The organism is Mesorhizobium escarrei, from assembly GCF_935825525.1.
GTDB lineage: Bacteria > Pseudomonadota > Alphaproteobacteria > Rhizobiales > Rhizobiaceae > Mesorhizobium > Mesorhizobium escarrei.
Genome location: NZ_CAKXZT010000121.1, coordinates 173,364 through 199,048, shown reverse-complemented (window position 1 = coordinate 199,048; position 25,685 = coordinate 173,364). Strand labels below are relative to the sequence as shown.

The 25,685-nt window shown below is 61.2% G+C and carries 28 protein-coding genes and 2 pseudogenes; 9 read left to right on the top strand and 21 right to left on the bottom strand.

Features of this window, described 5'->3' with window-relative positions:
- A pseudogene (locus NMG80_RS13735) lies at positions 1 to 557 on the top strand (hypothetical protein); the annotation flags it as partial.
- Between the two features lie 174 nt (positions 558 to 731).
- Here the strand turns inward: NMG80_RS13735 and NMG80_RS13730 are convergent.
- Entirely contained in the window at positions 732 to 2,576 is a 1,845-nt protein-coding gene (locus NMG80_RS13730; protein WP_301943357.1) for a CHASE2 domain-containing protein, read from the bottom strand.
- Positions 2,576 to 6,226, bottom strand: coding sequence for a tetratricopeptide repeat protein (locus tag NMG80_RS13725; RefSeq protein WP_254018589.1), 3,651 nt, complete (start codon positions 6,224 to 6,226; stop codon positions 2,576 to 2,578). The genes NMG80_RS13730 and NMG80_RS13725 overlap by 1 nt, the downstream gene beginning before the upstream one ends.
- 165 nt (positions 6,227 to 6,391) lie before the next feature.
- Between NMG80_RS13725 and NMG80_RS13720 the strand changes: the two are divergent.
- From NMG80_RS13720 to NMG80_RS13705, 4 genes and pseudogenes are all read left to right on the top strand, one after another.
- Positions 6,392 to 6,655 (top strand): annotated as a pseudogene (locus NMG80_RS13720) (hypothetical protein); the annotation flags it as partial.
- An 851-nt stretch (positions 6,656 to 7,506) separates the two neighbouring features.
- A complete protein-coding gene (locus NMG80_RS13715; RefSeq protein WP_254018588.1) occupies positions 7,507 to 7,716 on the top strand; it encodes a hypothetical protein in 210 nt (69 codons plus the stop codon).
- Between the two features lie 36 nt (positions 7,717 to 7,752).
- Positions 7,753 to 8,082: a hypothetical protein gene (locus tag NMG80_RS13710; RefSeq protein ID WP_254018587.1), complete on the top strand. Its 330-nt coding sequence runs from the start codon at positions 7,753 to 7,755 to the stop codon at positions 8,080 to 8,082.
- The gene (locus NMG80_RS13705) at positions 8,075 to 8,338 is read left to right on the top strand and encodes a hypothetical protein (protein WP_254018586.1); all 264 of its coding nucleotides are present in this window, start codon (positions 8,075 to 8,077) and stop codon (positions 8,336 to 8,338) included. The genes NMG80_RS13710 and NMG80_RS13705 overlap by 8 nt, the downstream gene beginning before the upstream one ends.
- A gap of 48 nt (positions 8,339 to 8,386) precedes the next feature.
- Here the strand turns inward: NMG80_RS13705 and NMG80_RS13700 are convergent, their stop codons facing one another.
- The 3 genes from NMG80_RS13700 to NMG80_RS37835 all read right to left on the bottom strand — a co-directional run bounded on the left by NMG80_RS13700 (position 8,387) and on the right by NMG80_RS37835 (position 9,722).
- Positions 8,387 to 8,896: a ferritin-like domain-containing protein gene (locus NMG80_RS13700; RefSeq protein WP_254018609.1), complete on the bottom strand. Its 510-nt coding sequence runs from the start codon at positions 8,894 to 8,896 to the stop codon at positions 8,387 to 8,389.
- Positions 8,897 to 8,989: 93 nt separating this feature from the next.
- Positions 8,990 to 9,454: a hypothetical protein gene (locus NMG80_RS37840; RefSeq protein WP_436798612.1), complete on the bottom strand. Its 465-nt coding sequence runs from the start codon at positions 9,452 to 9,454 to the stop codon at positions 8,990 to 8,992.
- The gene (locus NMG80_RS37835; protein ID WP_436798614.1) at positions 9,378 to 9,722 is read right to left on the bottom strand and encodes an ATP-dependent DNA ligase; all 345 of its coding nucleotides are present in this window, start codon (positions 9,720 to 9,722) and stop codon (positions 9,378 to 9,380) included. The genes NMG80_RS37840 and NMG80_RS37835 overlap by 77 nt, the downstream gene beginning before the upstream one ends.
- A gap of 372 nt (positions 9,723 to 10,094) precedes the next feature.
- On the opposite strand from NMG80_RS37835, the gene NMG80_RS13690 reads away from it, so the two are divergent.
- Entirely contained in the window at positions 10,095 to 10,283 is a 189-nt protein-coding gene (locus NMG80_RS13690; protein WP_254018585.1) for a hypothetical protein, read from the top strand.
- Between the two features lie 26 nt (positions 10,284 to 10,309).
- On the opposite strand, the gene NMG80_RS13685 is transcribed toward NMG80_RS13690, so the two are convergent.
- The 3 genes from NMG80_RS13685 to NMG80_RS13675 all read right to left on the bottom strand — a co-directional run bounded on the left by NMG80_RS13685 (position 10,310) and on the right by NMG80_RS13675 (position 11,053).
- Positions 10,310 to 10,528, bottom strand: a complete 219-nt coding sequence (locus NMG80_RS13685; protein ID WP_254018584.1) for a KTSC domain-containing protein — start codon at positions 10,526 to 10,528, stop codon at positions 10,310 to 10,312.
- A gap of 34 nt (positions 10,529 to 10,562) precedes the next feature.
- Entirely contained in the window at positions 10,563 to 10,748 is a 186-nt protein-coding gene (locus NMG80_RS13680) for a hypothetical protein (RefSeq protein ID WP_254018583.1), read from the bottom strand.
- 131 nt (positions 10,749 to 10,879) lie between these two features.
- Positions 10,880 to 11,053, bottom strand: coding sequence for a hypothetical protein (locus tag NMG80_RS13675; protein WP_254018582.1), 174 nt, complete (start codon positions 11,051 to 11,053; stop codon positions 10,880 to 10,882).
- A gap of 512 nt (positions 11,054 to 11,565) precedes the next feature.
- Between NMG80_RS13675 and NMG80_RS13670 the strand changes: the two genes are divergently transcribed.
- Together NMG80_RS13670 and NMG80_RS13665 are read left to right on the top strand one after the other, a co-directional pair.
- The gene (locus NMG80_RS13670) at positions 11,566 to 11,868 is read left to right on the top strand and encodes a hypothetical protein (protein WP_254018436.1); all 303 of its coding nucleotides are present in this window, start codon (positions 11,566 to 11,568) and stop codon (positions 11,866 to 11,868) included.
- A complete protein-coding gene (locus tag NMG80_RS13665; protein WP_254018581.1) occupies positions 11,868 to 12,314 on the top strand; it encodes a type II toxin-antitoxin system VapC family toxin in 447 nt (148 codons plus the stop codon). Before NMG80_RS13670 ends, NMG80_RS13665 begins: the two co-directional genes overlap by 1 nt.
- Before the next feature lie 116 nt (positions 12,315 to 12,430).
- Here NMG80_RS13665 and NMG80_RS13660 read toward each other — a convergent pair whose 3' ends face one another.
- The 10 genes from NMG80_RS13660 to NMG80_RS13615 form a co-directional block, all read right to left on the bottom strand.
- Positions 12,431 to 12,709: a hypothetical protein gene (locus tag NMG80_RS13660; RefSeq protein WP_254018580.1), complete on the bottom strand. Its 279-nt coding sequence runs from the start codon at positions 12,707 to 12,709 to the stop codon at positions 12,431 to 12,433.
- Between the two features lie 116 nt (positions 12,710 to 12,825).
- Positions 12,826 to 13,104: a hypothetical protein gene (locus tag NMG80_RS13655; RefSeq protein WP_254018579.1), complete on the bottom strand. Its 279-nt coding sequence runs from the start codon at positions 13,102 to 13,104 to the stop codon at positions 12,826 to 12,828.
- A 12-nt stretch (positions 13,105 to 13,116) separates the two neighbouring features.
- Complete coding sequence (locus tag NMG80_RS13650; protein WP_254018578.1) at positions 13,117 to 14,649, bottom strand: Fic family protein; 1,533 nt, start codon at positions 14,647 to 14,649, stop codon at positions 13,117 to 13,119.
- Between the two features lie 542 nt (positions 14,650 to 15,191).
- Positions 15,192 to 16,460, bottom strand: a complete 1,269-nt coding sequence (locus NMG80_RS13645; RefSeq protein ID WP_254018577.1) for a flavin-containing monooxygenase — start codon at positions 16,458 to 16,460, stop codon at positions 15,192 to 15,194.
- Positions 16,461 to 16,530: 70 nt separating this feature from the next.
- A complete protein-coding gene (locus tag NMG80_RS13640) occupies positions 16,531 to 17,277 on the bottom strand; it encodes an SDR family NAD(P)-dependent oxidoreductase (protein WP_254018576.1) in 747 nt (248 codons plus the stop codon).
- Between the two features lie 5 nt (positions 17,278 to 17,282).
- Positions 17,283 to 17,969 (bottom strand): ABC transporter ATP-binding protein, encoded by a 687-nt coding sequence (locus tag NMG80_RS13635; protein WP_254018575.1) that lies wholly within the window; start codon positions 17,967 to 17,969, stop codon positions 17,283 to 17,285.
- A 64-nt stretch (positions 17,970 to 18,033) separates the two neighbouring features.
- The gene (locus NMG80_RS13630; protein ID WP_254018574.1) at positions 18,034 to 18,828 is read right to left on the bottom strand and encodes an ABC transporter ATP-binding protein; all 795 of its coding nucleotides are present in this window, start codon (positions 18,826 to 18,828) and stop codon (positions 18,034 to 18,036) included.
- Positions 18,825 to 19,835 carry a branched-chain amino acid ABC transporter permease gene (locus tag NMG80_RS13625; protein WP_254018573.1) on the bottom strand — a complete coding sequence of 337 codons (1,011 nt, stop codon included), beginning with the start codon at positions 19,833 to 19,835 and terminating at the stop codon, positions 18,825 to 18,827. Before NMG80_RS13625 ends, NMG80_RS13630 begins: the two co-directional genes overlap by 4 nt.
- Before the next feature lie 13 nt (positions 19,836 to 19,848).
- Positions 19,849 to 20,721, bottom strand: coding sequence for a branched-chain amino acid ABC transporter permease (locus NMG80_RS13620; protein WP_254018572.1), 873 nt, complete (start codon positions 20,719 to 20,721; stop codon positions 19,849 to 19,851).
- A 139-nt stretch (positions 20,722 to 20,860) separates the two neighbouring features.
- A complete protein-coding gene (locus NMG80_RS13615) occupies positions 20,861 to 22,057 on the bottom strand; it encodes an ABC transporter substrate-binding protein (protein WP_254018571.1) in 1,197 nt (398 codons plus the stop codon).
- Between the two features lie 400 nt (positions 22,058 to 22,457).
- Between NMG80_RS13615 and NMG80_RS13610 the strand changes: the two genes are divergently transcribed.
- Complete coding sequence (locus tag NMG80_RS13610; protein WP_254018570.1) at positions 22,458 to 22,991, top strand: CGNR zinc finger domain-containing protein; 534 nt, start codon at positions 22,458 to 22,460, stop codon at positions 22,989 to 22,991.
- Positions 22,992 to 23,808: 817 nt separating this feature from the next.
- Here the strand turns inward: NMG80_RS13610 and NMG80_RS13605 are convergent.
- The 3 genes from NMG80_RS13605 to NMG80_RS13595 form a co-directional block, all read right to left on the bottom strand.
- A complete protein-coding gene (locus NMG80_RS13605; protein WP_254018569.1) occupies positions 23,809 to 23,979 on the bottom strand; it encodes a LacI family DNA-binding transcriptional regulator in 171 nt (56 codons plus the stop codon).
- Between the two features lie 136 nt (positions 23,980 to 24,115).
- Positions 24,116 to 24,853 (bottom strand): SDR family NAD(P)-dependent oxidoreductase, encoded by a 738-nt coding sequence (locus NMG80_RS13600; protein WP_254018568.1) that lies wholly within the window; start codon positions 24,851 to 24,853, stop codon positions 24,116 to 24,118.
- Between the two features lie 74 nt (positions 24,854 to 24,927).
- Entirely contained in the window at positions 24,928 to 25,425 is a 498-nt protein-coding gene (locus NMG80_RS13595; RefSeq protein ID WP_254018608.1) for a 2,4'-dihydroxyacetophenone dioxygenase family protein, read from the bottom strand.
- Positions 25,426 to 25,685 lie beyond the last annotated feature (260 nt).

The window sequence follows — 25,685 nt, the reverse complement described above, 5'->3', positions numbered from 1 at the left end:
GGGAGCAGCAGTGGCGTTCTGCCAAGCAAACACACTGCAAACCGCTAGAACCAAGCCGGATGCGCCGTAAGCTCTGGTTCGCCTCAAAGTCATTGTTGCTGGACCTCTGCTACTCGCCGACACTCAACCTAACCACATCTGCTGACACTCGAGCCACGGTGACCACCGCCGTCACAGCTAGCGCATTTCTCATATTCAAGCTCTTGACCCGAACCAGTCAATGCCGCTGCACGGCGGCATCGTCGCCAGAGGGTGGTGAGCGGTCGCCCGTTCTGACCAGCACGAACGAGCATCTTGCGCCAGAAGCGGTCCATTCAGATGCGTTGATGGAATGGCAGCTACTCGGTCAGAACCAGATCTCTGCGATCACCCGCTTTGCGCCTCAATCTGCACTAGGCGCGCTAGAACGATCCTCCATCCAGCAGTCGGGCATCACCAGCCTGCGTGGCCTGGCCATCGCCCTGAACAACCGTGGCGTTCGAACAGTGCGCAACGGCCAATGGCAGGTCTCGAATGTGCGAAACATCTTGGCGCGGCAATCTGCTGCCCAGCTTTGATAGGCGGGAGTAACTAGGAGCCTGAGTCGCTCGAACTATCAATCGTAGCGGTGCCTCGACGACCGATCACATGGACCGAGGTTCGAGTAGGCATCAATGCGGTTATCGCGAGATAACCAGAACGAGCTACAAGGGGTCGCCGACAATCCTGTTCGAACGCGAACGGACAACCGCCTAACTTGCGGCTGTCGAAACCGGTGCGCTTACCGCCGCGGGGGCATAGACCATGGTAGACTCGCCGCGCCCCTTTACGGTGATCTCGCGCAGCGGGGTCAGCGGAATCCTGTCTGACACCAGTTCGGCGGTCGCCCGGCCGATCGCCAGCGGAACGCCGAGATCCTTCGAGGCGCCCTCCAGCCGCGATGCCAGATTGACCGCGTCGCCGAGCGCCGAATAGTCGAAGCGCTGCTCCGATCCGACATTGCCGACGACGCATTGCCCGGTGTTGACGCCGATGCCGATGCGCAGCGCTATCGGCGTTTCGCCGCGCGTTTCGGCTTCCGCCTGCAATTGCGCGTTCAGCCGATCTAGCGCGGCGAGCATTTCGAGGCTGGCCTCCACCGCATGGATGGCGTGGTCTGGATCGTCCAGCGGCGCGTTCCAGAACGCCATCAGGCAGTCGCCGATATATTTGTCGATGGTGCCGCCATGCGCCATCACGACGTCGGAAAGCGGCGTCAGCAGCCGGTTGACCAGCGTTGTCAGCCGCTCGGGATCGGCCTTCATCGCCTCCGCGATGGTGGTGAAGCCGCGAATGTCGCAAAAGAGAATGGTCAGCGTGCGGACCTCGCCGCCAAGCCGAAGCTGCGTCGGGTCGCGCGCCAGGCGTTCCACCAGGGCCGGCGACAGATATTGCGAGAAGGCGCGCGTTATGCCGCGCCTAAGCTTCCGCTCCGCCGCGAAATCGCGCGCCGCCTGCGCGCTTGCGACAAGAGTAAAGGCAAGCGCTGGCGCCAGCGGCGCGACGAAGACACGGCCGTAGCGCAGTGCCATATAGCTGCCGGCGAGGAGCGCCAGCACGGCAACCACAGCGCCGGCCAGGGTCTTCCATCCGGTCGACTTCCAGACGGCAAGAACGCCAATGCCCGCGCCAAGCAGGATCGAGAGAATTGCCGCCCATGCCGGGGGGCGCGCGATGAACAGCTGATGCGCCAGATTGTCGAAGACCGTCGCCTGGATCTCGACGCCGGAAACGAGCCTGCCGGTGCGGATGGTGAACGGCGAGGCGTGGACGTCGGCGCCGCCTTGCGACAGCGTCGGCGCGTTCTGCAGGCTGAGCCCGACCATGACGATGCGGCCGCGGAAAAAATTCTCCGGCAGAAAACTGTCGGGATCGAGCGCCTGATAGTAGGAGACGGCCGGATATGTGCGAGACGGGCCGAAGGCCTGCAGCAGCGCGTTTCGCGGTACAGTGGCCGGCCGGCCGGCGGCGTTCAGAAGCTCTGCCGCAAAGCCGTCGCCATAGCCCGGCACGCGCCGCAGGATGCCGTCGCCGTCGGGCGCGATTGAGGCGATGCCGGTTGCGGCGCCCGTCGCGGTGAAAATGGCCAGCGGCTCGACCCGGACATGCTGGGCGGCCTGCTCGGTCTCGATGAACGTCTCGTCGCCGGCCAGAACCACGTCCGGGCCAAGGCTCTTGACCAACGCTTCGTCCGCGGCCGCCGTCGACGGCTCGGCAAAGATGATGTCGAGCCCGACGGCTTTCGCTCCAGCGCGGCGCAGAGCCTCGACGAGCCGCCCGTGAAGATCGCGCGGCCATGGCCATTGCAGGCCGATCTCGGCAAGCGAGGGCTCGTCGATGGCGACAATGACCGGCCCGTCATCGGGCGGGGGCGGCGGCGAAATGGTCGAGAGATAATCGAAAGCGCGCGCCTCGACGAGCTTCCATGGCGTGAGCAGGGACAGACCAGCAACCAGCAGCACGGCGAGGACCGCGATCGCAAGAATGCCGTTGCGGCGGGAGGGGGTTCCGGGCGCGGAAGCGCCAAGGCCCTTCCACCACGGCCCGCCTGCAAACATCAGAACCGGACCTTCAGCGAACCGACGATGCTGCGGCCCCAGCCGGGGGTGAACGATGCGACCTGAAAATCCTCGTCGAACAGATTGTACGCGGCAATTTCGAGTTCAAATCGTTTGTCGAAAGGTTCCCAGGTCAGGAAGGCATCCGTCGACCAGTAGGATTCGAGCTCAGTCCCCGCCGCATCGCCGGTGCGTGAGCCGACATAGGTTTCGGCCAGCGTGACCTTGATGTTGGACGGGTGAACCCAGGTCAGGCCAAACCGCGCGGACGTTTCGGGGACAAAGGGCAGCGGGCCGCCGAAGCCTGGACTTGTCGGATCTTCGTTCTCTGAATCGGCGTAGGCAAAGGTCGCGAACGCGCCGAAGCCGTTGCCGATCCAGACGTTGGCCGTGGCGCTGATCCGGTCGAGCCGGCCCTCGCTGAGATCGATTGTGGTGGCGGAAGCCGGAACGCCGATCGAAAGTGTCTCGAATTCCTGATGCTGGTAATCGACGGCCGTAAAAAGGCGGCTGTTCCACTCGGCGTCCCAGCGCGCGGCAAACGTGTCCGAAAAGCCGTCGACAGCTAGAGAATTCTGATTGGATTGCAGGCCGAGTATTCCGACCGGCGCCAAGGTCGCCGACGTTATGAACGAGCTTTCGCGCAGGAACCCGGCGCGTAGGTAGTGGCCTTCGAAAGGCGTCCAGGCGACACCGAGCCGAGGCTCCAGGCGTTGTTCATCAATCGTGCCACCGTCGAGATAAGTGCCGAATAGGGCTCCCTCCACTTTGAGATTGGGGTTGAACTCGTAGACGGCGTCGAAATAGACGCGCCCAATGGCGACATCGACTGCCGTAGTGGATTCGGATATGATTGTGTCCGGGATAAAAGGAAACACGAAAGAAAACGTTTCGTCTTTTGAGACTTCCAATAGTCCGCCCTCACCTCCGTATCGGAGAGTCAAGTCACCGGTTCCGTAGATGTGATTGAATGCGGCGAGATAGGATTGCTGGCTGGTCTCACTCTCCAGAATGAATCCTGTTTCCCCGAAGCCGATTTCCTCCAAGCGGGTTCTGTTGCTTCGATCCGTAATGTCGGTCGCAAACAGCGCCGCGCTGGCAACGTTCTGGTAACCAAATGTATGGCTCCAGGCGACCCCGGCGTTGCCGGTTCGGGTGTCGCCGGTGTCGGCATACGTTCCTCCTAGCGGCAGAACGGTAGGGTCCAGCACTGTGCTTAGGTCGAACTCGAAATCCTTGACATCGATATACGCCACCACCCGGTCATTCGGCGTCGGCTTCATGGCCATGTAGCCTGTGCCGGTGATCGACCGGTCCTCGAGATCGAACTGGCCGGTCGCTGGATCATCGCCGCGACGCGTGTCGGTCTCCAAACCGTAGATCCTGCCGTAGAAGCTCCAGGGAAAGGGAGCTGCTTGATACCCTTGGGTTTCGATTTCGCTGTTCCAACCCAGATCGCCGTCGTCGGCGACAAAACCCCCGCCGACGGTGGTTTCGATGAAAGGTCGCCGGAGGATGTTGGCGCTCCTCTGGCGGCCGGCCAGCATTTGCGGGTCGAGCATCAAGCCTTGGAAAAACGATGAGAAGCTGGTTGTATTAGTGCCCGGTTCCGTCGGCACGTCGCCGAAACGCAGATTGTTGACGAAGGGATTTATGCTACCGGCAAGCGCCTGGTCGACATAGCCGGAGCCGGTGAAGGGATCGAAAACCGCGTCGCCGTAGTAGCGGCCCCAGGCGTTGAGATTGAGTAGCCGGAACGCGTCGTTCAACGTCGAGCCGGTGTCGCGATTGGCGCTGAGCGCGGCATAGTCGCCGCCGCGCGCTCTGGTGCGCTTCAGCGCTTCCTGTGCGCTGGCGATCGCCTTGTCGGCTTCGTACTCGTCGATTGCAACCGCCGTGCGGAAGGATGAAATCACCGGATCGTTCGGATCAAGGCGATCGGCGTTTTCGATAGCCTGTTCGGCGGGTTCCAGCTCGCCGGCTTCGTAATAGGCGACGGCAAGCAGCAGCAATCCATTGGAATAGGCCGGATTGGCGGTCGTGCCGGCGAGCAGGTCGTCACGCGCTTTGTCCAGTTCGCCGGTCTGCAGATAGTAGCGGCCGCGCGCAACCAGCCCGATGTCGAACGCCGGATCGACTGCGAGCGCCGTGTCGATTTCGGCCTTCGCTTCGGCCGTGCGGTCCTGCTCGAGATAGATGATGGCGAGGTTGGCGTGGGGGACAGGATCTTTCGGGTCGAGTTCGATAGCGCGCTTCAGCGCCGCCTCCGCCTCGCGAGTGGCGCCGCGCACGCTCTGAACGAGGCCGAGAGCGTTCCAGCTCGCCGAGCCGGGCGCCAGCTCCACCGCGCGCTCGAGGTCGGCAAGCGCGCCTTCAAGATCGCTCTTGATTCCGGCCCGATAACCGGCGCGTGCTTGGAGCGCGATCATATTATCCGGGTCGAGCGACAAAGCGCGATCGATTGCCGCTTCCACCTGTTCGCGGTCGTCGAGCAGGAACGCAATTTGTGCCCTGAGGGCGGGCAGCGTCGGATCACCGGGATAGCGCCGTTCGGCTCTTTCGAGAACGGCAATTGCAGCTTTGAGGTCGACCAGAAATCCGGCCGTCAGAGCCTCGGCGATGGCCGCGGCGACGCCGGCATCCCCATTAACCGGCGGAGCTTCGACATGGCTGGGGTCAGCCAGCGAGCGCGCATAGTAGCCGCCATAGCGCGCCATGACACGCCGGCCGGGATCGAGATGCGGCGCCGCGCGTTCGAACAGATGCGCCGCCTCGGCATAGCGCTGTTCGGCGCCGGCGATCAACGCGTCGATCAGATCGAGCCGGGCTTTCTGCGCGTGGGTCAGCGGGAATTGTCGCGCCTGCCGGGCCGCGTCGCGCGCCGCTTCCCGCCCTTCAAAGTCAAGATTAACCTCGGCCAATGTCACCCAGTCCTCGGCGGATCGGGACGACGGCTCCATCGTCTTTATCCTGGCGCGCGCCTTGCGCATGTCCAGACTCGACAATGCCGATGCTGGCAGGACGGTGAAAGCGTCGCGCAAGGAGTAGTAGAACAGCATCTGCTCGCGGTCGTCCGAATCGACGATGACGACCTTCGTCGGCGCCGAGCCGATGGTGGCCGCCGCGGCTTCGCCTTCGGCGACGCTGACAGAGCCGAATTCGTTGGCGAGTTCTACCGTGCCTTCCAGCACGATCAGCGAGGTGCGGCCGTTGCCGTCGACCGTCATCGTCCAGTCGGTGCCGCGGATGGCGGCGGCGGCGGCGGGCGTGTCGATGGTCAGCCCTTCGCCGCCGCGCTCTGCTCGCGCCCAGATGGTGCCGCTCTCCAGCTTGAACTCGGTGTCGGACGCCGCGCCGATCTTTTTGACCAGGAGCGTCGTATTGCGGCCAAGCCGCATCTGGGTGCGGTCGGCGAACAGCACTGCTAGGCTGCCGGTGGCGTTGGTGCGCAGATAGTCACCGGGGACGACGTCCTGCCTGAGATCGACCACCTGCCAAGAGGCGAATTCTAGGAAGCGCACTTCCTCGCCCGATTTGCGGGCAATGACCGACCCGGCCGCCGGCTGGTTGCGCGGCACGACATCGGCCGCCGCCGGCTGGATGCCGACGAGCGCCGTCAACAACAGCGAAAAACTTACCGGCCCCCGCATCGCAGTTCTGAAGCGCCCCCTCTTCGAACGGCTTTATGACGGTTCATTCATCGAACTGCCAAATACTCCGTTGCAGCAGATCGCCGAATACGGCAAACGTTGCTGCCCGGACACACAGCATCGGAAAACAGGCGAAAAAAAGAATGGCTGCTTCAACGAAAAAAGCTGGCGGTTGTTGGCAGCCAGGAGGTCGGCTCGGTGAGGGGAAAAGATTACCTTGATCATCTGAAAAAGATCAACGATGTCTTTTACGATCAGATAAAGATCGCGGACCAGAAGGCTGCGTATATCTTTACGTTCATGCTGGCGTTCCTGATAACCTCGTCGGAGGGCCGGGCGACGTTCCAGTGGCAGCGCTATGTCGATGCGCAGTTTCCGCTGGTGATCTTCTCGGCGATGATGGCGGTTGCCGCATCGATTTCGCTTATCTGCACTGGAGGTGAAAACTCGGCGTCCTCATGTAGCCCGATGAGATCGCGTAGGCGGCGCTCCAGCTCAACGGCGTTGCTGCTGAAGCCTAATTCCTGAAAGAACTTGCTGACACTGCAAACGGTGGTTGCAGTTTGAACACCCCCGGGATGACCAAGATGACGAGTGCAGTCGAAGGGTTCGGGTTGCTCCGCAGGCTCGCCGCAAGCGTCGGCAACACCCATTTGATAAACGCCCTCCTCATTCGTCGTCCCTCCAGACAACACGCCGTACCGTCCTGATTTCCGCAAGCCGCCTAACCCGAATGCCCTGCCGTTCCCGTGCCGATGGGTTCTGCGTTTCGACATGCATGAACTCGTGCTTTCCACAGCGTTCGCAACTCATTTTGCTCCCCACCAGTTCGGCCTCAATGTCCCCGAAGATCTCCTTCAGGTCCCCTGGCTGATACCAGCGTTTGACATTGCAGAGCCCGCATTGAACGCGCACAAGCTGCCCGACCTCGTGGGCATTGCTGAGCTTCCATTCGCTGCCGCGCTTACGTCTTCCACCAGTGTCAGGCATGACCCAAAATAGGAACGCATTCCTCCTCTGGTCAATTCTCTCTTGACAGTTTTGTTCCTATTTTGTTCACTGTGCCTGAAACGTTTGGAGGCACTGCCACGGATCGCATTGTGACGCTGGACAGCCGCCAAGAGGCCGACTTTACAGGACACGGCCGACAGGTTCGTTGCCGTCTACAAGGGCGACGCGATGAAGGCGCTCAAGGAAATGATCGTCCCTAACGGGCACCTTCCGGAACGGCTTTATGCACTCTCGGCACCGCGCCGGGCAACGCGATAGGAGGCACCACAATGGGCATTATGCACCTGGACCCCGAGGCCAAGGCGGAACTGCACTCTCAGGCGGAGAAGCTAATCGCTCGCTATGACAGCCCGCTTGAGACGGTGAAGGCGCTCATGGCATACAACTGCGAGCTTGAGACCCAGATCGTCGCTCTCGCGCACCGGCATCCGGGCTTGGTGCATGTCAGCTACGATGACACGCCGCCAGTCCTGGGGTGACAGCCGTGGGCGCTCACGCGAGGACGATGTTGCCCGATGCATGACCTTATCGCCTTTCTGAAAGCCAACTCGACGCTGGTGCTGGCGAACCCAGCCGTCTTTGCGACGTTTGCAGTTCTCTTCGGAGGCGGGGGCTTCCTAGTCGGCCGCTACTTGCTGACCGAGCGTATCGCCAATCTGGAAAGCCGAATAGCAAGGCGTGACGAGGAAATCGCAGACCTAAAGGGCGAACAGAAAGCTCCAAAGCGGGAACTGTCGATGGTGCCTTTGATCGGTGCTACTGCGATTTATCCCAGTGAACCGGAGCGACTTCCCGTGCCTGCTGCCGAACTCCCCGCCCAGCGGAAAGGCAACCAACGTGTCTGAGAACATCCTCCCACAGCAGAAGATCCCTAAGCTCATCGTGGTCACCGCCTTCGACCGCGACGAGAGCGGCGACCTTCAGCCTGTCTTTGGGCCAGCCGAGCAGCAGACCGAAGACCGGCCGATAAGAACCGCCAAGGGTCTGGCGGCGAAACATGCTGGCGTCATTGCGTGGTCGCGCGAAGCTAACCCGTCGCTGGGCGAATACCGCGAGCCGACGACGCTGTTTGTTGGCGGCGACGTCCCGGACATGGAGTGACAAGCTGCCGCGTCCGACGCGCAACACCGCTTGGAGAGGTGCAGCAGATTAGCGCTTAGCGCTATCGCTTTCCGTGTCGGCCCTCGCGAGGAACTGCTCGGTTGTCGAGGGAAGATGGTCTTTCAACCATTCCGCCATCGAGACCTCCTCTCGCAGGTTCTCTTCGCAAGCCCGCACGACCTCGGTTTCCCCTAGCGATTCAGCGGCGGCAATGAGGATCGTGTAGGAAGCGATTTCCATGTGTTCGAACGTGTAGCTCGCGAGCGATCCCTTCATTACCTCGTCGCCGGCGAAGATGCCGCTCAACGATTGCGCCATAGCAACCAACTTGCCGGCAGCATCCTTCATCGTGGATGAACCCTCATCCATCCGATCGAGACAGGCTTTCAGCCGAGCAGCCTGCTGCCTCGTTTCATCAAGGTGCAGCCGCATTCGGTCGGTGAGTTCGGGATAGTTCTCAATGCGGCTTAGCTGTCCGTTCAAGATCGTTTCGGCCTGTTCTTCCATGGCATGAGCGTCCCGAAGCCATTGGACCAGCCATTCTCGCGACTCAGACATTTCAAATCTCCTTTGTGGTAAAGGAGAACTGCCGAACGGTGACATTGTTCCTAGTCCGTCTGGTCAGCGTAGCAGGCGCGCTGGGTGAAAGAATCAATCGTCTTCCCAGAAATCCTGCAGCGACGCGTGCCGAAGGTCTTCCTCTCCCCTAAGGTGCTTCACGCGAGCCTTGATCCCCGGTTTGACCCACTGCGTCGCTGGCCGTTTCTTCATGTCCTTAGGCGCCGGCCCGGCATGTTCCTGGACGCGGTTCCAGAGGCGTTCCCGCATCTCGCGATTGACGCTGACGAAGGCGCTGCCAGCGTATTTCCCGGTGCCAGGTTCAGCTAGGAGGGCGAATGCCGGCTTGCCCTTCTCACGCTCGACGCCAAGCAGCTCAAACTCTCCGACTGTGAAGCACTTGGTCTTCAGCCAATTGGTCGTCGGGCCACTGCGGTATTTGGAGTCCGAACGCTTCGACACCATCCCCTCCAGGCCGGCCTTATCGAGGAGATGATAGATCGCGTCTGCCTCGCCGGGCAGTGCCTCGCTGAATTGGATGCGGCTGCCGGGCCTCAATTAGGCTGCCGAGAATTTCCCGCCTATCCTCCAGTTGCATGTCCCGCAGGTCGTGGCCGTTCAGGTGCAGCAAGTCGAGCGCGACGAAATAGAGATCGTGCTGGCGTTGGGTGATCGCCTTCCGCAGCTCGGCAAATTCCGAATGGCCCTCCTTGTTGAGAACGATCACTTCGCCATCGACGATCACGTTCTGAACATTCAGCCCCTTGGCTGTCTCGGCCAGGTCGCGATACTTGGCTGTCCAATCAAGACCCCGCTTGGTGAAGATGCGAACCTCCTCGTTGTCGATGAGGATTTGAGAGCGGTAGCCGTCGAATTTTGACCTCGTGAGTCCACCCGTCTCCGTGGGGCGGCTTGGCCACCAAGGTCGGCATCATCGGAGGAATGAACTCTAGCCGGCCAGCACCGGCAGTCACTCGTTTACGCACAGGTTCGAGTCTAGGCTCATCCGATTTGATGGCTAGGGGAACGGACCATGACCATTTTACTAAATTAGCAATGATGCATGAAGCGGCATATAATTCGCCCCAGCCGGCGAAACGAAACGCCCCCCCCGCTGGCTAGGCCCGGCGGCCCGATAGTCGCCCCCCAAGTGGCTGTCGGGCCGTCCCCTATCAGAGTATGCACGGTAGAGACCAACGTGAGCCGGGATAGAACCAACAACCCCGCAACCGGGATCAAGGGCAAGCGCCACGGGCCGCCTGCGAAGGACGAAGCAGAGCATTTCGAGTTCTGCCCCATTTGTGGCCAGGCGTTCGACAAGCGGAACCTTGGTGAGGTGCTGCATCATTATCTCCCCGACCATGAGCCGTTGAACCTCGATGGATAAGTGAACCGTCGTTCGCACGGATTAGGTCATCCAGGATCGTGACCGGTCCCAACCAGACGGTACCGGAAGTGATTGCGGATGTGGTCGTTGAAGAAGCGGCCCTTGGCGAAGGCGGCGCGGAACTCGGCGAAGGTCTCCGGCGGCACGTCCTCGAACTGGTAGCATTTACCGCTGGCCACGAACCACACAGAGAGGGTTTTGCGTTCCGGATCGTATTCCGTTTTGCGTATCGAGGTGGACGGCATGACGTTCGCGCCTTGGTTCGGCCGGGAGCGCCAGCTAGGGGGTTTCGTCCCGACTGGCCTTACCGATCGCCTCAAGCAATGAAGCGAGGGTTGGCGTCAGTTCTGGTTCGACGGTCAGCCCGAACAGCTTGTTTACGTGACGACGATTGTCCTCGGTACCGATCAGCTCCCGAACGGCGTCGGCAAGGGTGTTATGCCCGGCCTTATCACGCTTTGCCATGTCTGCATGTCCCAACCCCGCCCAGCCGCAACTCGCGGGTTACGGAATCGTTCCTTTAGGGGTCAGTAATGTTTGGTAGAAATTTCTGAGCGCGAAGGACTTTGGCTGATCAACCGGGAGCCATTAGAGGATCATTCGCGTTGGTCGAAGGCTACCGCATGCCCAAATGCCGGAGCCGCTTCCACGATAAACTCGATCAGATCACAGTCGGTCACTTCCCAATGGGGGCCATCTTCGCGCACCGCTGCTATGGTGGCCTTAACGGAGACGATTCCGCCGTATGGGGCTGCCTCGATGACCTCCATAACAAGGTCCTCGACTGTGCGCCCGTTGGTCGTCTTAACGTTCACCCGAGGGTTCCTCGGTCACTACCCCACGTAATCATTTGTTGCACTTTCCCGGAAAAAATCAACTTACGATTTCGTGTGAAAAAGGGGGCGGAATGTTTGGTAAAAATTTCTGAGCGGGTGATCCGATAACTGGCTCGCGCGAGGACCCCCGTGCCCCTCTTCGATCCACGACGCAGGGGCTTTGATGTTTCGCGGCTGGTGACGATGTGGCCCCAATCTCCGTAATCCGCCAGGTGGATATACGCCCGGGTGGACTGCCGAGATCATAACCGAGGGGACGTGGTCGGGATTACCGCGTAGTCCAGATACGTGCACTCTTCGGTCCAATCGCATTCTGGCGTAGTATTCGAGGCGTCGATTGGCAGCTTGGGTGGTCCTCGACAAAGGCGGATCCGCCCTCACCCCTAGCGGCCTTGTAGATTCTGGGCGTTCTGGTTATATTACCGGTTATACCTCCGGAGGCCCCTATGAGCAAGAGTCCTCAACGACGCGCTATCGACAACTATCGTGTCCGCCTGACTGAACGCGGGATGGTGCGTTTCGAGGTGATCGGCCGCGACACCGACCGTGAACTGATTCGCTCGGTTGCCCGGCGCTTGGCCGAGGGGGGCGCTGACGCCGACCGGCTCCGCAACGCCGTTAGCCAGACGATCTCGGGTGAGCGAGCAAAGAAGGGCGGCATCCTCAAGGCATTGCTCGCATCGCCGCTGATCGGCTCCGAACTCGACCTTACCCGTCCCCACGAGGAAGGACGTAAGGTCGACATTTGATGCGCTATCTTCTCGACACCAACATCATCAGCAATTTCACGAAACCTGCCCCTTCGCCGTCTCTCGTCGCCTGGATGGCTGAACAATCCGACGAGGATCTCTTCATTGCGTCCCTGACCCTTGCCGAAATCCGCAGAGGGGTGCTCGAGAAGCCGGCAGGCAAACGGCGCGATCAACTCGATGCCTGGTTTTCCGGCCCGCAAGGTCCGCAAACCTTGTTTGCCGGGCGTGTGCTCCCCTTCGACGAAACCGCTGGTCTCGTCTGGGCTAGGATGATGGCGGACGGTAAGGCGAAGGGACGTCCCCGCAGCGGCCTCGACACAATCATCGCCGCGGTGGCCGAAGCCAATGGCTGCGTTGTCGTCGCCGACAATGAACGGGATTTCGAGGGGAACGAGATCCTTAATCCGCTACGCAGTTCGCGCGGTGAGGAGGCCGATGGGTGACGTTTCTCGAACCGCCCGGACCATTCATTTCGAGCATTACCCGGCGGCAGCAACTTGCGAGTTGGACCGAGCGCGTGATCGAGTGCTTGCGGGCTTCTGGCGGCCGCATGCCTGTTTCAACTTCGTCCTAGAATGACGTCACCAGAGCGGCTCAGGGCAAAGATCCCGCAAACTATTGGCCGAAAACCTTGCCACTTGGTGCAGAAGCGTAACCAACATAGCGCATCATCGTTGAATGTCCGGAGGGCAAGGCTGTCGAGCCCGGCAAGCTTTGCCATCGTGCGAGTGAATCTCGGATCGTCTCCGCGGCGCAATGCGTCCGCAAGCGCGCCCAACACGCGCACCAATTCAACGGTGAAAAACCAAGTGACCTTGTCTTCGCCTTCGCCGTTCAAAAGGCGTCCTAGCGCATTACGATCTGCTATGTCGAGATTGTCTCTCCAGAAGCGAGCCACCGTGCGAAGAACACCATCGAAATCACCGCTGAGAAATCCTGCATAGAGCCGTTCGCCTAGGTTCGCTGATGAATATCCTCATCCCCGGCATCGGGATGAAGATCGATCCCGATATCGGAGTGGAACTCCTGCCGCGCATCAAGGTGTGCGGACTCGAAATATGGACGCAAGGCCTGGCAGAGAGTGCCGTGGTCTGCCTCTTTCTGCAAAAGCAGCAAATGACCAAAACTGCCATTGACTGACGGATACGCTTCTAGCGCCTCGTCCAAAGATTCGAACGGCGGCGAGCAGGTGTATTCAGCCTCCGCTCCGTTCGACAGCGCCGCATTTGCCAAGCCGCGCGCGGATCATGCAGCCTTCTCCATCGACCATCCGACGCGTTCTGCCAGGAACGTGGCGAACGGGCGAACGTCCATTTCCACGCTCGCGCTTTCCAGCACCGCCAGATAGCGTGCCCGGTCATCCACCCGGACCACGGTCCACGGATAGCCGCCTGAAGCCAGCATGGCATTCATGAGGAAGCGGGCCATGCGGCCGTTGCCATCGGGATAAGGATGGATGTATCCGACGAGCCAGTGGCCCAGCACACCGCGGACGGACGCCTCCGGCTCCTGCTCCAATAAATCAAAGAGCGCTGTCATTCCCTCCGGCACGACCTCCCACCGAGGAGGTACATGGCGGGAGCCTCGCAGATAAACTGGATGATTGCGATAGCCGGCGAGCGCGCCCGCGCGGAGGATGCCGGCGGCGACGGAGGGCTGGAACAGTTCGCGGTACCAGCCGCGATGACCTTCGCGGACGAGCGCACCGGGCGGCGCACCGCCGATGATGGAAGCGACAGATTCTTTTACCTGTTGAAAAGCCTGCCAGTAGCCGCGCGCGGCAAGGGCGTCGCGGTTCTTGCGGTCCTCGTCATTCACAACCGGATTCCAGTTGCCCTGCCTGACGCGGTCTATGAGGTCCGGGGTAACGCTGTATCCCTCGATTGAGAGCGAGTGATAGGCATCGCTCTGGTATATGTCGTCGACAAATTTCAGGTAGGCATCTCTGTCCTCCGGGAGGCCGGGTGCCGCCGGAAACGTCTCAATGACGGCCTGCCGTGTGTTTTCCCAGATCGCCTGCAGGCGGCCGACGATCGGCGGTGCGCCAGCGGCGATCGCTGGTACGCGCTCCTGCGGCATGAAAGGATCGGCCTCGCGCACGTCATAGCCTGCGCCTTTCATGGTCTTAGTGATTTCGCCGGCGAACGTGGGCCGTCCGGCACGCCGGAATGCGCCGGCAAGGCGTCCGGCAATGGCTGAATGGCCGCCATCTAGCAAACGGCCGAGAATGCCGGAAACATCTCTGACAGCGGCGAGCGCGACTTGCGCTTCAATCGGCGAGCGCTGGAAAAACGCTTCGGGCACTCTCACGAGCGCAGCGTCGGACGCAAAGAGGCGTAGCCCGTCTTTTTCGACGAGGTCCTCGGCCGACGGCATTTGCTTTTGCCGAAGGTCGTAAAGCGACGTTCCAAAGAGAAGCTGCAGGTTGTTATTCGCGCCTTTGGGGCTGTAGACGATGACCTGCGGAGGAATGGCCGTCGCTTCCGCATGAAGCAGGAGCGATTGCTCGGGCGAGAAGTGCCACTCATTGCCGAACCGTTCGCGGCAATAGAGAGCGCAAAACTCCCAGAACGAGGCGTACCAAGGGGTGGTGTCTCCCTCCTGGGGGCCTGTGGAGACGAGCCATCCTTTGATGACCTCGCGCAGGAAGCCATTTTGAAGGAGGCGCTCACGGTGCGCCCGCCTTATCTCTGCTGAACGAAACACGCGGCGCCCCCCGCTTTGCAGCTTTTTGAGGGTGTCTAGTGAGTCAGCGAGTTTCTCGTGAGGAGCGGCCATATCCGAGTCTTTGCAAGTTTTTGATGTCGCGCGATTACAAGTATATAATGCAGTGCTATCACAAGTCAATGATGTTGTGCAGTTACAAGTTTTTCCTGTCGGACAAACGCACGTTTTTCGTGTTAACTATCTGTAATCTATAACATATTTCTAGGAAAACGACGGCCTAGCTCGAAGCAGAGACGCGCTTCCGAGCCTCCTTAACTTGGGCCGTCCGTTGCCTTCCAGGTCAACGGCGAGACAGCGACAGCTGTGGCCTCATCCGATCTTTTGCTATCAGTCATCGGCACCACCCTGAGCAGGCGCTGAGTGAAGGCTATCCACGCCCTTGAATACGGTCGCAATGACATCACGGCGGTTGTCACGTTGGAACTCGAGAGCGAGCGAAGGTACCCGCTCAAGGCCTATGAATACCACGCCATCTCAGAATCAGGCGATCGTGCATGCGGCGCGAAGCAGACCCGCCTTTGTGCGCGCTATTCTACGCTAGAGCCCTCTCGGCTCCACCATCCTGAAAGTGGGAGGAGATACTACAGGTCGCTTTAACACGCGACTAGATTGCTGGCATGCTCGCGCAGCTTCGCCTCGGCCGCCTCGAGTTCCACGACCCAATGTGCGAGCAACCAGTCCATACGACCCGACGGAGCCTCGTCGGCGAACACGGTTGTCGACAGCGACGTGCCCAGCTGGAAACGGGCCGTAACCAGTTTTGCCAGCGTCTCGGCGCCGCGGCCGTAATTGTGCGGAGCGCCGCCTCGCGGGCTGCACATGCCGGAGAAATAGAAATTGTCGAAATCCGCCGAGATGAGACCGCCGACCTTCCGAGCGGGGAAGTCGCCGATATAGGTCAGGCACCCCTTCGACAGGAAGGGGACCGGGGCCTTATAGCCGGTGGCCCAGATCACGGTGCCCACTTCGGCCGACGTACCGTCGATGAAGACAACCTTGCGTCCTTCGAACCGCGCGATCTGCGGCACAGCCTTAACCCGTCCGCGCTGGGCCCAGTAGGGCACGAGCGTCGAGAAGGTCGGCGGCCTAGCCGTCCAGTCCTCGTCGCTCGGCTGGGGAAAGCCGTACGACCTCGGCTCGCCGACAGAGACCTTCACCATGAAGTGGTTGAAATCGTCGCCCGCCGCTCCCGGCATGTTGGCGTGAAAGGTCAGGTCACCGCGAGGCGTGCCGAAAAAGGATTGCGGTACGAACCAGGTCGGGCGGTGCAGTGACATGAGCGCCTCGCGGCCTGAGGCGATGGCGTCCGTGACCATGTCGCAGGCCGAGTTGCCAGAGCCGACGACGAGCACCGTGTTGCCGGCCATGTCGCCTGTGTTACGGTATTGCGAGGTATGGAGGATCGGCCCGTCGAACGTGCCCTCGACCTCAGGGATCCGTGGTGCCCAAAGATGGCCATGCGCGGCTACGAGCGCGTCGAAACGCTCCGTTGTCCCGTCCGATAGCGTGACATCCCACCCCTGCGTGCCTCCTTCGATCGGCACCGCCGCGACAACGGCGGTGTTGAAGCGGATATGGCGAAGAAGGCCGGATTCCCTTGCAAACCATCGGATGTAGTCGCGATACTGTTGCCCGGTCGGGAATTGCGGCGTCCCATCGGGCATCGGATAGCCTTTAAAGGACGTGGCGCGCCTGGACGTCAGCAGTTGAACCGTCTCATAGACGCTGCGCCAGATTCCGATGACGTCGTCTGTCTTCTCGAAGGCTTGCACGTCGTGACCTTCGGCGACCAACTCGCGGATCGCCACGAGGCCCGACACTCCTGCACCTACCACACAGATACGGGCCGCTTTGCGCACCATGATTTCCTACCTTTGTTCTCAGCCTGGACCGGCTGACCTGCCAGACCCGCCCGCACGCGGCTGCCATCGTTCAACTCATCAACTCGCCGCCAGTGACCTTGATCGTCTCGCCGGTGACGAAACTGACCCCCTCACGGTTCGCGAGGGCCCAGACCCATTCGGCGATTTCTTCGGGCTGTGCGACGCGACCGAGCGGGATGTGCTTCTCGGCCCCGACCATTCGTCCCGTCGCCGCGTTGCCCGGTGTATTCACCCATCCGGGCGCGATGCCGTTGACGATGATGTCGTCGCCAGCGACCGTTGCAGCCAACACGCGCGTTAGAGACACTACCGCCGCCTTCGAGGCGCTGTAGATGAGCTGCTGGGTCGAGGCGGTGAAGGCATCCGCCGAACTGATGGTGACGATGGCGCCCCTGGTGCCGGCAGCCCGCATGTGGCGGATCGCCTCCGCCGCGACGTTGAGCGTTCCCAGGACGTTCACGCCCATGATGCGGTCGAAGTGATCCACGGTGAAGGTCAGAAGGTTCGTCGGCGGAAAGATGCCCGCCGCCGTCACAGCCGCAGAAAGCTGACCGCCGATGCCGCTCCTGTCGATCGCGTCGGCGATCGCAGCCCGGTCGGTAACGTCGAGTGTGGCCGCGATGAGACTGGCCTCTCTACCGGCGTAGGCTTCGTGAAGCCGACCGAGGCCCTCGCCTGAAAGGTCCATCGCGAGAACGCCCCACCCTTTGGCCAGGAACTTCTCGGCGAAGGCGCGGCCCATTCCGCTGCCCGCACCGGTGACGATCGCCCATTTCGGGCCCTGCGACGTTGACATGAAGTTCAGCTCCTCTTTCCAAGATATGCTTCGGTCATCATCGGCGCGGTCGCCACCACATCGGGCGTGCCCTCGAGCACGACTTGCCCGGCCGCGAGAACATAGGCGTAGTCGGCGACACGCAGGGCGGCGCGCGCGTTCTGCTCGACGATGAAGACCGCGATCTTCCGGCTCTTGATTTCTTCGATGATCTCGAAGACACGCTTCACCAGCGCAGGCGCGAGGCCCATCGACGGCTCGTCCATGATGACGAGCTCGGGGTGGCGGATCAGCGCGCGGGCAAAGGCCACCATCTGCTGCTCGCCGCCCGACAAGACGCCCGAGGGGCGATTGACCAGGTTCTTCAGGGGCGGAAAGAGATCGAGCATCTCGGCGATGTCGTCGCTCGTGGCGCTGCCTTTGCTGCCGGCCCAGGCGCCCAGCTGGAGATTTTCAAGCACCGTGAGAGAGGCGAACATACGCCGTCCTTCCGGGACGACGCCGATGCCGCGCGCCATGCGCGCCGGCGTCGGTTCACGGGTGATCAACTCGCCCTTCCAGAAGATCTCGCCCGCGGTCACGGTCGTGGTGCCGCTGATCGTCTTCATCGACGTGGATTTGCCCGAGGCGTTGCCGCCAAGAAGCGCCACGATCTGCCCAGGGTAGATCTTATAGCTCACATCAGTCAGTGCGCGGAACTTGCCGTAGTTCACGCTCACATTGTCCAGCTGCAGAAGCGGAGTGCCGCTTTGACCAGCCGTCTGGTGCGTAGAGCAATCAGCCAAGGAATGCCTCCACTACTTTCTCGTCCTGCTGGATCATGCCGACGGGTCCATGGGCGATAACCGTGCCGCTGCTCAGCACGTAGACATTCGCGCAGAGGTCGCCGATCACCGACATCTTGTGCTCGACGAGAAGCATCGAGATCTTCTGGGCACGGTTGAGCGCGCGCAGCTGTTCGGTGAGTTCCTCCGTCTCGTGCGGGTTCATGCCGGCCATGGGTTCGTCGAGCAGCAAGAGTTCCGGCGCCGTCATCAACGCCCGGGAAATCTCGACCCGACGCCGGTTGGCGTAGGAGAGCGACAGCACCTGCTGATCGGCGCGCGGCAGAAGCCGGTCGCCAAAAAGCGCCATGACTGCCCTGGCCCGTTCGCGCTGCTCGGCCATTTCCAGCCGCGCGCGCGGCGTGCGCAGGATGCTGGCCACGTAGCCGGTGGCATAGTGGACGTGGCCGCCAAGCAGGATGTTCTGCTCGACCGTCAGCGTGTCGAACAGCCGGATGCCTTGGAAGATGCGAGACATTCCAACTGACGCGCGGCGGTGGGCGGGCATGTCGTGTACATCCGTGCCATTGATGCACACCTCACCCTGATAGGGTCCCCGATAGGCGCCCGAGATCACATTGATCAAGGAAGATTTTCCTGAGCCGTTCGGACCGATGAGCCCGATGATCTCGCCACTCGGCACCACGACGCTGACGCCGGCGAGCGCTTTCACGCCGCCATACGACAGCGTCAGGTTCGATACGGACAATGCGTCTCCCATCTTCGGCGTCTCCGCGGTGTCCGTCATTTTTTGATCAGGTTGGTGATCTTGGTCTTGCCAAGAATCCCCTGCGGCCGCGTCGCCATCAGGACAACGATCAGAAGACCGGCGAGGAGCAGCCGATAGTCCTGAAGCGGCCTGAGCAGCTCGGGCAGCAGGATGATAATGCAAGCACCGACGATTGAGCCGCTGATCCGACCAAGCCCGCCGATGACCGCCATCTGGAAGATGAGGAGGCTTGCCGTCACATCGAAGCTACGCGAGCCGACATAGCCGAGGTAGTAGCCGAGCAGCGCACCCGAAAGGCCTGCGAGCGCCGAGCCGATCGCAAAGAAGTAGATCTTCGGCGCGGCGGTCGCGATGCCGATGGATCTGGCGGCCACCTCGTCGTCGCGGATCGCTTCCATCGTAAGGCCAAACCGACTTGAGGCGATGGCCTGCGTAATGACGAGGCTCAGAAGGACGAGGCTGACGACCACCAGATAGAAGGGCGCTCCGACGCCCAGGTCGACGCCGAAAAGATGCATCGTCGGTACGCCCGTCAGGCCGGTCGCGCCGCCCGTGACATCCCCCCATTGCAGGATGACGTCGATCACGATGAGGTTGAAGCCGAGCGACACGATGAAGAGGTAGTCGCCGCTGATGCGTAGCGCCGGAAAGCCGACGAGCGCTCCGATTAACCCCGACAGGAGCATAGCCGCCGGGATCGTCACGGCCGCGTCCAAATTGTAGCGGACGGCCAGCACGGCCGAGGTGTAGGCGCCTACACCGACAAACGCGGCCTGCCCCATCGCCAAAAGGCCGGCATTGCCGATTATCAGGTTTTGCCCAACCGCCGCGGGCACATAAATCACCGTCAGGAGCGCGGCCGCCGACCAGATCGGCGGCAGGTCGAGCAGCGGGATCGCCACGACGATGGCAAGCCCGACCAGCCATCCCAACACCATCATCGTCTGGGCGCGGCCCGAGGGCTTGAGGCGCGCCAACGCTGACGCGTCGGACCTCGCCTTCACAGTGATCGGTTTGGAAACCACATCGAGCCCCATCTTATGGCCGCGAGGCGACCTGGACGCCGGCGATGCCGGTCGGCCGGAACAGAAGGAAGGCGATGAGAAGCGTGAAGGTAACGGTGTTGAGGAGCGCCGAGCTTACATAGCCGGTGACCATCGCCTGGAGTACGCCCAGAAAAAGGCCGCCCGCGAAGGCTCCCCAGACGCTGCCGATCCCGCCGATGACGGTCGCGGTAAAGGCGTTGAGCGTCCCTGAAAACCCCATCGTGACCGAGAGCGTGTTGTAGTAGGCGCCATAGAGGATGCCTCCCACGACGCCGAACAGGGCACCGAGCACATAGACCGTCACCACCACCCGGTCGACCGGAACGCCCATCAGCTCGGCCGTCGCCAGATCGTCCTTCACCGCACGCATGGCGCGGCCGAGATCGGTCTTTGTGCTGATGACCCACAGCAAGGCCGCCATGGCGAGTCCGACCGCGGCGACCAGGATCTGTAGGGGACTCAGCACCACCGGCCCGAGCCGGATGATGTCGGCCTGGAACGGGAACGGCATCGGCCGGATCCTTGAGGTCCAGATCAGCTGCGCGACATTCTCGATGATCAGGCCGACGCCCACGGCCGTCACCGTAGGCGCCAACCGGTTGCCTCGCACCGGGCGGTAGGCAAACCGCTCGATGACGATCGCGATCACCGCGCCCGCCACCAGACCTGCCGCGATCGCCAGCCACAACGGACTGCCGCTCGTGATCAACGACGCCGTCACGAAGGTGCCGAACATATAGACATAGCCATGCGCGAAGTTGATCTGCTGCAGGATCCCGTAGACCAGGCTGTAGCCGACGGCGAGCATCGCGTAGACGACGCCCGCGGTAAGCCCGTTCAGCAACTGTGTCGCGAAGAACTGCATCTGCCTTTGACCTTCTATTGCGTCACCGACTATTGCGCCCTGATCGTCACCGGCGATGAGTAGCGTCGCCGAGACGCGGATTGGGAACGGATTGAGGGTGTCGAGCCGAACGCCGATACTCGGGGTTCGGCGCCAGCTGTCAGTGGGCGTTTAACTTCTTGGTGCTCTCGTCGTCGAACACCCACTTGCCGCCGGTCAGCCGCAGCACGACAAGCGAGCCGCCGATATTGTCGCCGTTCTTGTCAAAGCTGATGGTGCCCATCGCGCCCTCATGCTTGGTCGCGCGAATGACCGGCATGAGGTTTTCGGTCGAGCCTTTGTTCTCTTCGATCGCCTGCTTCAGGACATAGATGTTGTCGTAGCCGGCTGCTGCCTGGACGCCCGGCTCGGCATTGAACTTCTTGGTGTAGGCCGCGACGAACGCCTTGTTCTGCTCACTCGGGTTGTTGATGTCATAGACATTGGTGACCCAGGTGCCTTCGGCCGCAGCCCCGGCGAGAGAGACATATTCGGGGACCTGGGTCTGGGCGTTGGCGAGAAGCGCGATGTGCTTGTCGCCGAAGGCGCGGACCGACTGGCTCACGGCGGCGCCCATGTCGGCGTAGTAGCCGGCGAGGAAAAGCGCATCGGGATTTGCCGCCGCGATGTTGGCGAGGACCGACGAGAAATCATTGGTCGAGCCGGTGATGTAGGTCTCGGCGGCGACGAGCTCGGCGCCCGAAGCCGTTGCGGCCCTCTTTGCAATCGCCAGAAGAGCTTGGCCATAGTCGTCGCTCGGATAAAGCACGGCGATGCGCTTGTAGCCCAGCACCTTGGTGCCGAGGTCCAGGCTCGCCACGCCCTGGATATCGTCGTTCGGGATAATGCGCGCGAAGTTCTCGAAGCCCTTGGCCGAAAGCGCCGGCGAGCTCGTCGTCGCTGCGAGGACCGGCATACCCACCCGCCCGAAGATCGGCATCTGCGCGAGCGTCGCCGAACTGCAGACGTTGCCCACAACCGCGACGACGGCCTTGTCGCTGATGATCTGGTTGGCCGCCGTCGCCGCCGGCGTCGGGTCGCACTGGTCATCATATTCGCTGAGCTTGATAGGCTTGCCGCCGATGCCGCCCGCCGCGTTGATTTCCTCGACGGCGAGATGGACGCCGTTCATCGTTTCAATTCCGTAGGCGGCGGCCGATCCGGTCAAGGGTGCGGTGGAAGCGATGTGAACCGCATCAGTGTCGGCCGCAAAGGCTGAGGTGCCGCAAAGACCCGGCAGGACGATGCTCGCGACCGCGAAGGACGCAATGGCAGGTATGGCGCGCCGAAGCGCGGCCTTGGAAACTATGGACATCATTTACGCCTTCTCTATCAGTTGGAGTTGAACGTCAGAGAAATACCATAATGAGTAAAAGTATATTTGCTCCTACCCCCTCACTTTCGACCAGATTGGATGCTGGCCCGCCAACCACCGGAGAACACCAATCAGTGGCGAAATTGATAACTCTGAAAAAAGGAGTGTCAATAGATTTGATACTGACGCCTTGCGCAAACGCGCTTTTTTAGGCAAACCGCGATTGCAGCGCGCGGTCGGGGTAGCGCCGCCCGCCGCGCGCATCGTGACACGGGTCGGGCATATGGCTTGGCTTGAGCAACCTATTTAGCCGATGTCTTGCCTGACATGCCGCCAGCCGGCTGGGAGCAACCTGACAATGAATGACTTTCTTTTCGGTCCTGACGTTCGGCCCTCCGCAGAAATGACGGTCGCGCTGATCAACACCTCTCCCGCTCGCGGTGGCGAAGAGGGGCTCAACGACACCGACACGCTTCGCGCTATGGGAGGCGAGGCCAGGGTCTATTACCAGCCCGATGGCTCGAAGGCCGAGATTCTCGCCATGCGCAAGCTGCGCGACCGGCTCGACGACATCGTGAAGGCGCCCGATAACCGGCAGCGTTTCACAATGCTGAACGAGCTTTTCTACTCAGCGTCCGCGATCCCGCAGATCGTCACGCATGCCGAGGATCCCCGGCCGCATTTCCACTATACCCTTGAGGACGCCTCGTATGTCGACCACCTCAAGGGCGTCACCGCCTATGCCCTGTCGCGGCTCATTATCATCGGCGAATGGCAGCGGCTGCGTACCTGCTCTGGGAACGCCTGCAACCGCCTCTTCTTTGACACCACCCGCAATGGCAAGCGGCTGTATTGCGATAGTCGCACCTGCGGCAATCGCATCCATGCGGCTCGCTATCGCATCCGTGCGGCGGAGCGGTCACTATCGGAGAACTGACACCCGACAACGCCGGTTGCACGATGGATTGCTGGGGGCGCTGACGGACACGACGCTCATGCATTTGGCGACGAATGATACGTACTTATGCAGGCGCAGCGCGTGCACGAGCAACGTTATCGGATCGACGCGGTCAAGCTTGGAACTAGGCGCGAGTGGCAACTCGCCTGCTTCTGTTCGCAAAAGGCCGCGGCCACCCTGCGGTCGACGTATCGCTCACGTGGTAGACGATCGCTGAGCTTATCGGCACCAAGCGGCAGCGCTTGAACCAAGTCATCAATCAAAGGCAAGCCGAAGCAAGGCGCCTCGAATGGCTGAAACGCATGAGGTGCAAAGCGGTCATCATCGCCTGAGCACTTCTTCGTCGTGTCACGACCAGAAGTCTGCGGTGACGGCACCAGATAGCACAGCCTACCTCTCCCAACTGCCTACCCTGTGGGATGCATTCAATGCGGCCTCCCTCGCGGGTCCGCTCGGGCTCTCCCTAAGGCGCATCAAATTGTGCAACAGCCCACTGCACAATTGAACGTCTTGAGGAGATCTCGTGTCGACCCAGCCTACCTGACGCCAGAAGAAGTCCTTGCCCGCTACCGTGGCAAGGTCAGCTAAGGCACGCTGCGGAATTGGAGAATGATGCGCATCGGTCCATCGTTCATCAAGATCGGCAAGGCCGCCGGATTGAGTCGTCCTTGGCGTTCGCGACGATTGTCAGATAGCCGGCCTCATAGGCGGACGTCACAATCGCTGAGTAATTCGGCAAAGAAGGGGTTGGACATGTCATGTACAATCGCGGCCAGAGGATTAGACTGGCCGGTCCTCAGGCGAGCAGCGTGTCGTCCCGAATAAACCCAACCTCGTCGGCGATTCTTCTTACCGTTTCCTGGATCTGCACCGAGAGTCGTCCCTTTCCCGACAACGCATAGGAGACCGCCGTCGTCGACAATTCGGCGGCCTTGGCGATATCCTTGATGGGGGGCCTCTTGCGCACGCTTACTTCCGGTCGAGATCACGCTGCATCACGTTCCACACAAATAATTACGATTGTCCAGTGTGGTGTTTTACGACCGCAACGCCCGGTCCCCGCAGATCGATGCCAATTCTGGCAAGTCTTGGGCGGTGGGAACTCAGGCAATGAGATAGCCGCCGTCAACGGGCAAAATCGCCCCGGTAACGAAGCCGGCGAGCGGCGAACATAGAAAGAGCGCGGGGCCCGTCAGGTCGCCCGGCGTCCCCCAACGACCCATCGGGGTGCGTTTCATTAGCTCGGCGTTGCGAGTAGGATCGGCACGCGGCACCGCGGTCATGGCGGTCTCGATCCAGCCAGGCGCCAACGCATTCACGCGGATGCCCGCCTCGGCATAGGCGATCGCGAGCGATTTGGTGAGTTGCACGATCGCGCCCTTGGAGGCGGCGTAGGCCGGAGCGTGCGGCGCGCCGAAAAACGCGAACATCGAGGCGATGTTCAGGATGGCACCACCGTTGGAGAGCGCCGATCGGAATGCGCTAGCGCAGCGCATGGAGCCCGTCAGATTGATGTCAACTACCGTTTCGAAGCCTTGGGCAGTGAACTCGGCGGCGCGCAGGTTAACCCCGGCGCAATTCACGAGAGCTGCAACGGATGTGAACTGAATGGCATACTCATTGACCGCCGCCGTGTCCCGCACGTCGAGGACGGAGTATACGATGGCGGACCCGTACCCGCGAGCGGTCTCTACCTCGGCAGCCGTAGCACCCGTCGCGTGGACGGTTGCTCCAGCCTCGGCGAACGCCGAAGCAATACCATTTCCGATTCCCGTGGTGCCGCCGGTTATGACAACATTCTTGCCCGCGAAAAAGCGCGTGGACCATGTGGACTCAGTCACTGAACACTCTCCTCGGCTCTCAACTCGGTGGCACAGCGCGAACTCACCGCCGTAGAAGAGGGATTGCGCCGGAACTATCGCACGAATTGATCGACGAAATCCTCACCTAGACCCACGCTTGCATAGTGCTTTCTGCACATATCGATCTTTGTAAAAACGTCTTCGAATCCAATCTGCTTGTTGTCCTTGTCCAGGTAAACCATGCAGCCGGAGATGTTGAAGAAGGTGATCATCTCGGCTACGTCATCGGGCACCGTGAGCGTGTGTATCTCGCCGGGCGGCTCGAACACGTAGGATCCAGTCTCTGCCACCCAGTCGTGCTCGAGATAGTGCCAGCGGCCCTTGATCACATAGCCATGCACGGGGGCCGGATGCAGGTGGCGGCTCAGGATCCCGGCGCGACGCACGCGAAGCAGATTGCACCACTGCCCCTGCAATGTGTTGAGCATAAGCGGCCGGAACCACACGCCCTCTGCCTGGGGCACCCAGACGCGCTCGTCGTTGGGGACGGCGGCGATAGCGATTTCTTTGGGTGCCAGCGGATGAGCCGAGCCGTTGAAGGATTGATACATAAAAACCTCTTTCGCTAGTTCTTCGGAACCGTGCGCCGTCAGCATGGTCCTGACAAGCGAGCCAAGAACAGGTCATCTTCGGCCAGCCATTCCGAATTAAGAGCCAAAGTGGCCTCAAACACCATGGCTCTGGTCACGCCTCGGACTTTCGCCCAAAATGTGAGCTGGGAAGGTGTTTGGCGACCTTCTCTGGTGACGTCTTGGCGGCACACCGATCGCTGCACCGCGGACCTGGTGCTGTGTGTCAGATTCGACGCCAT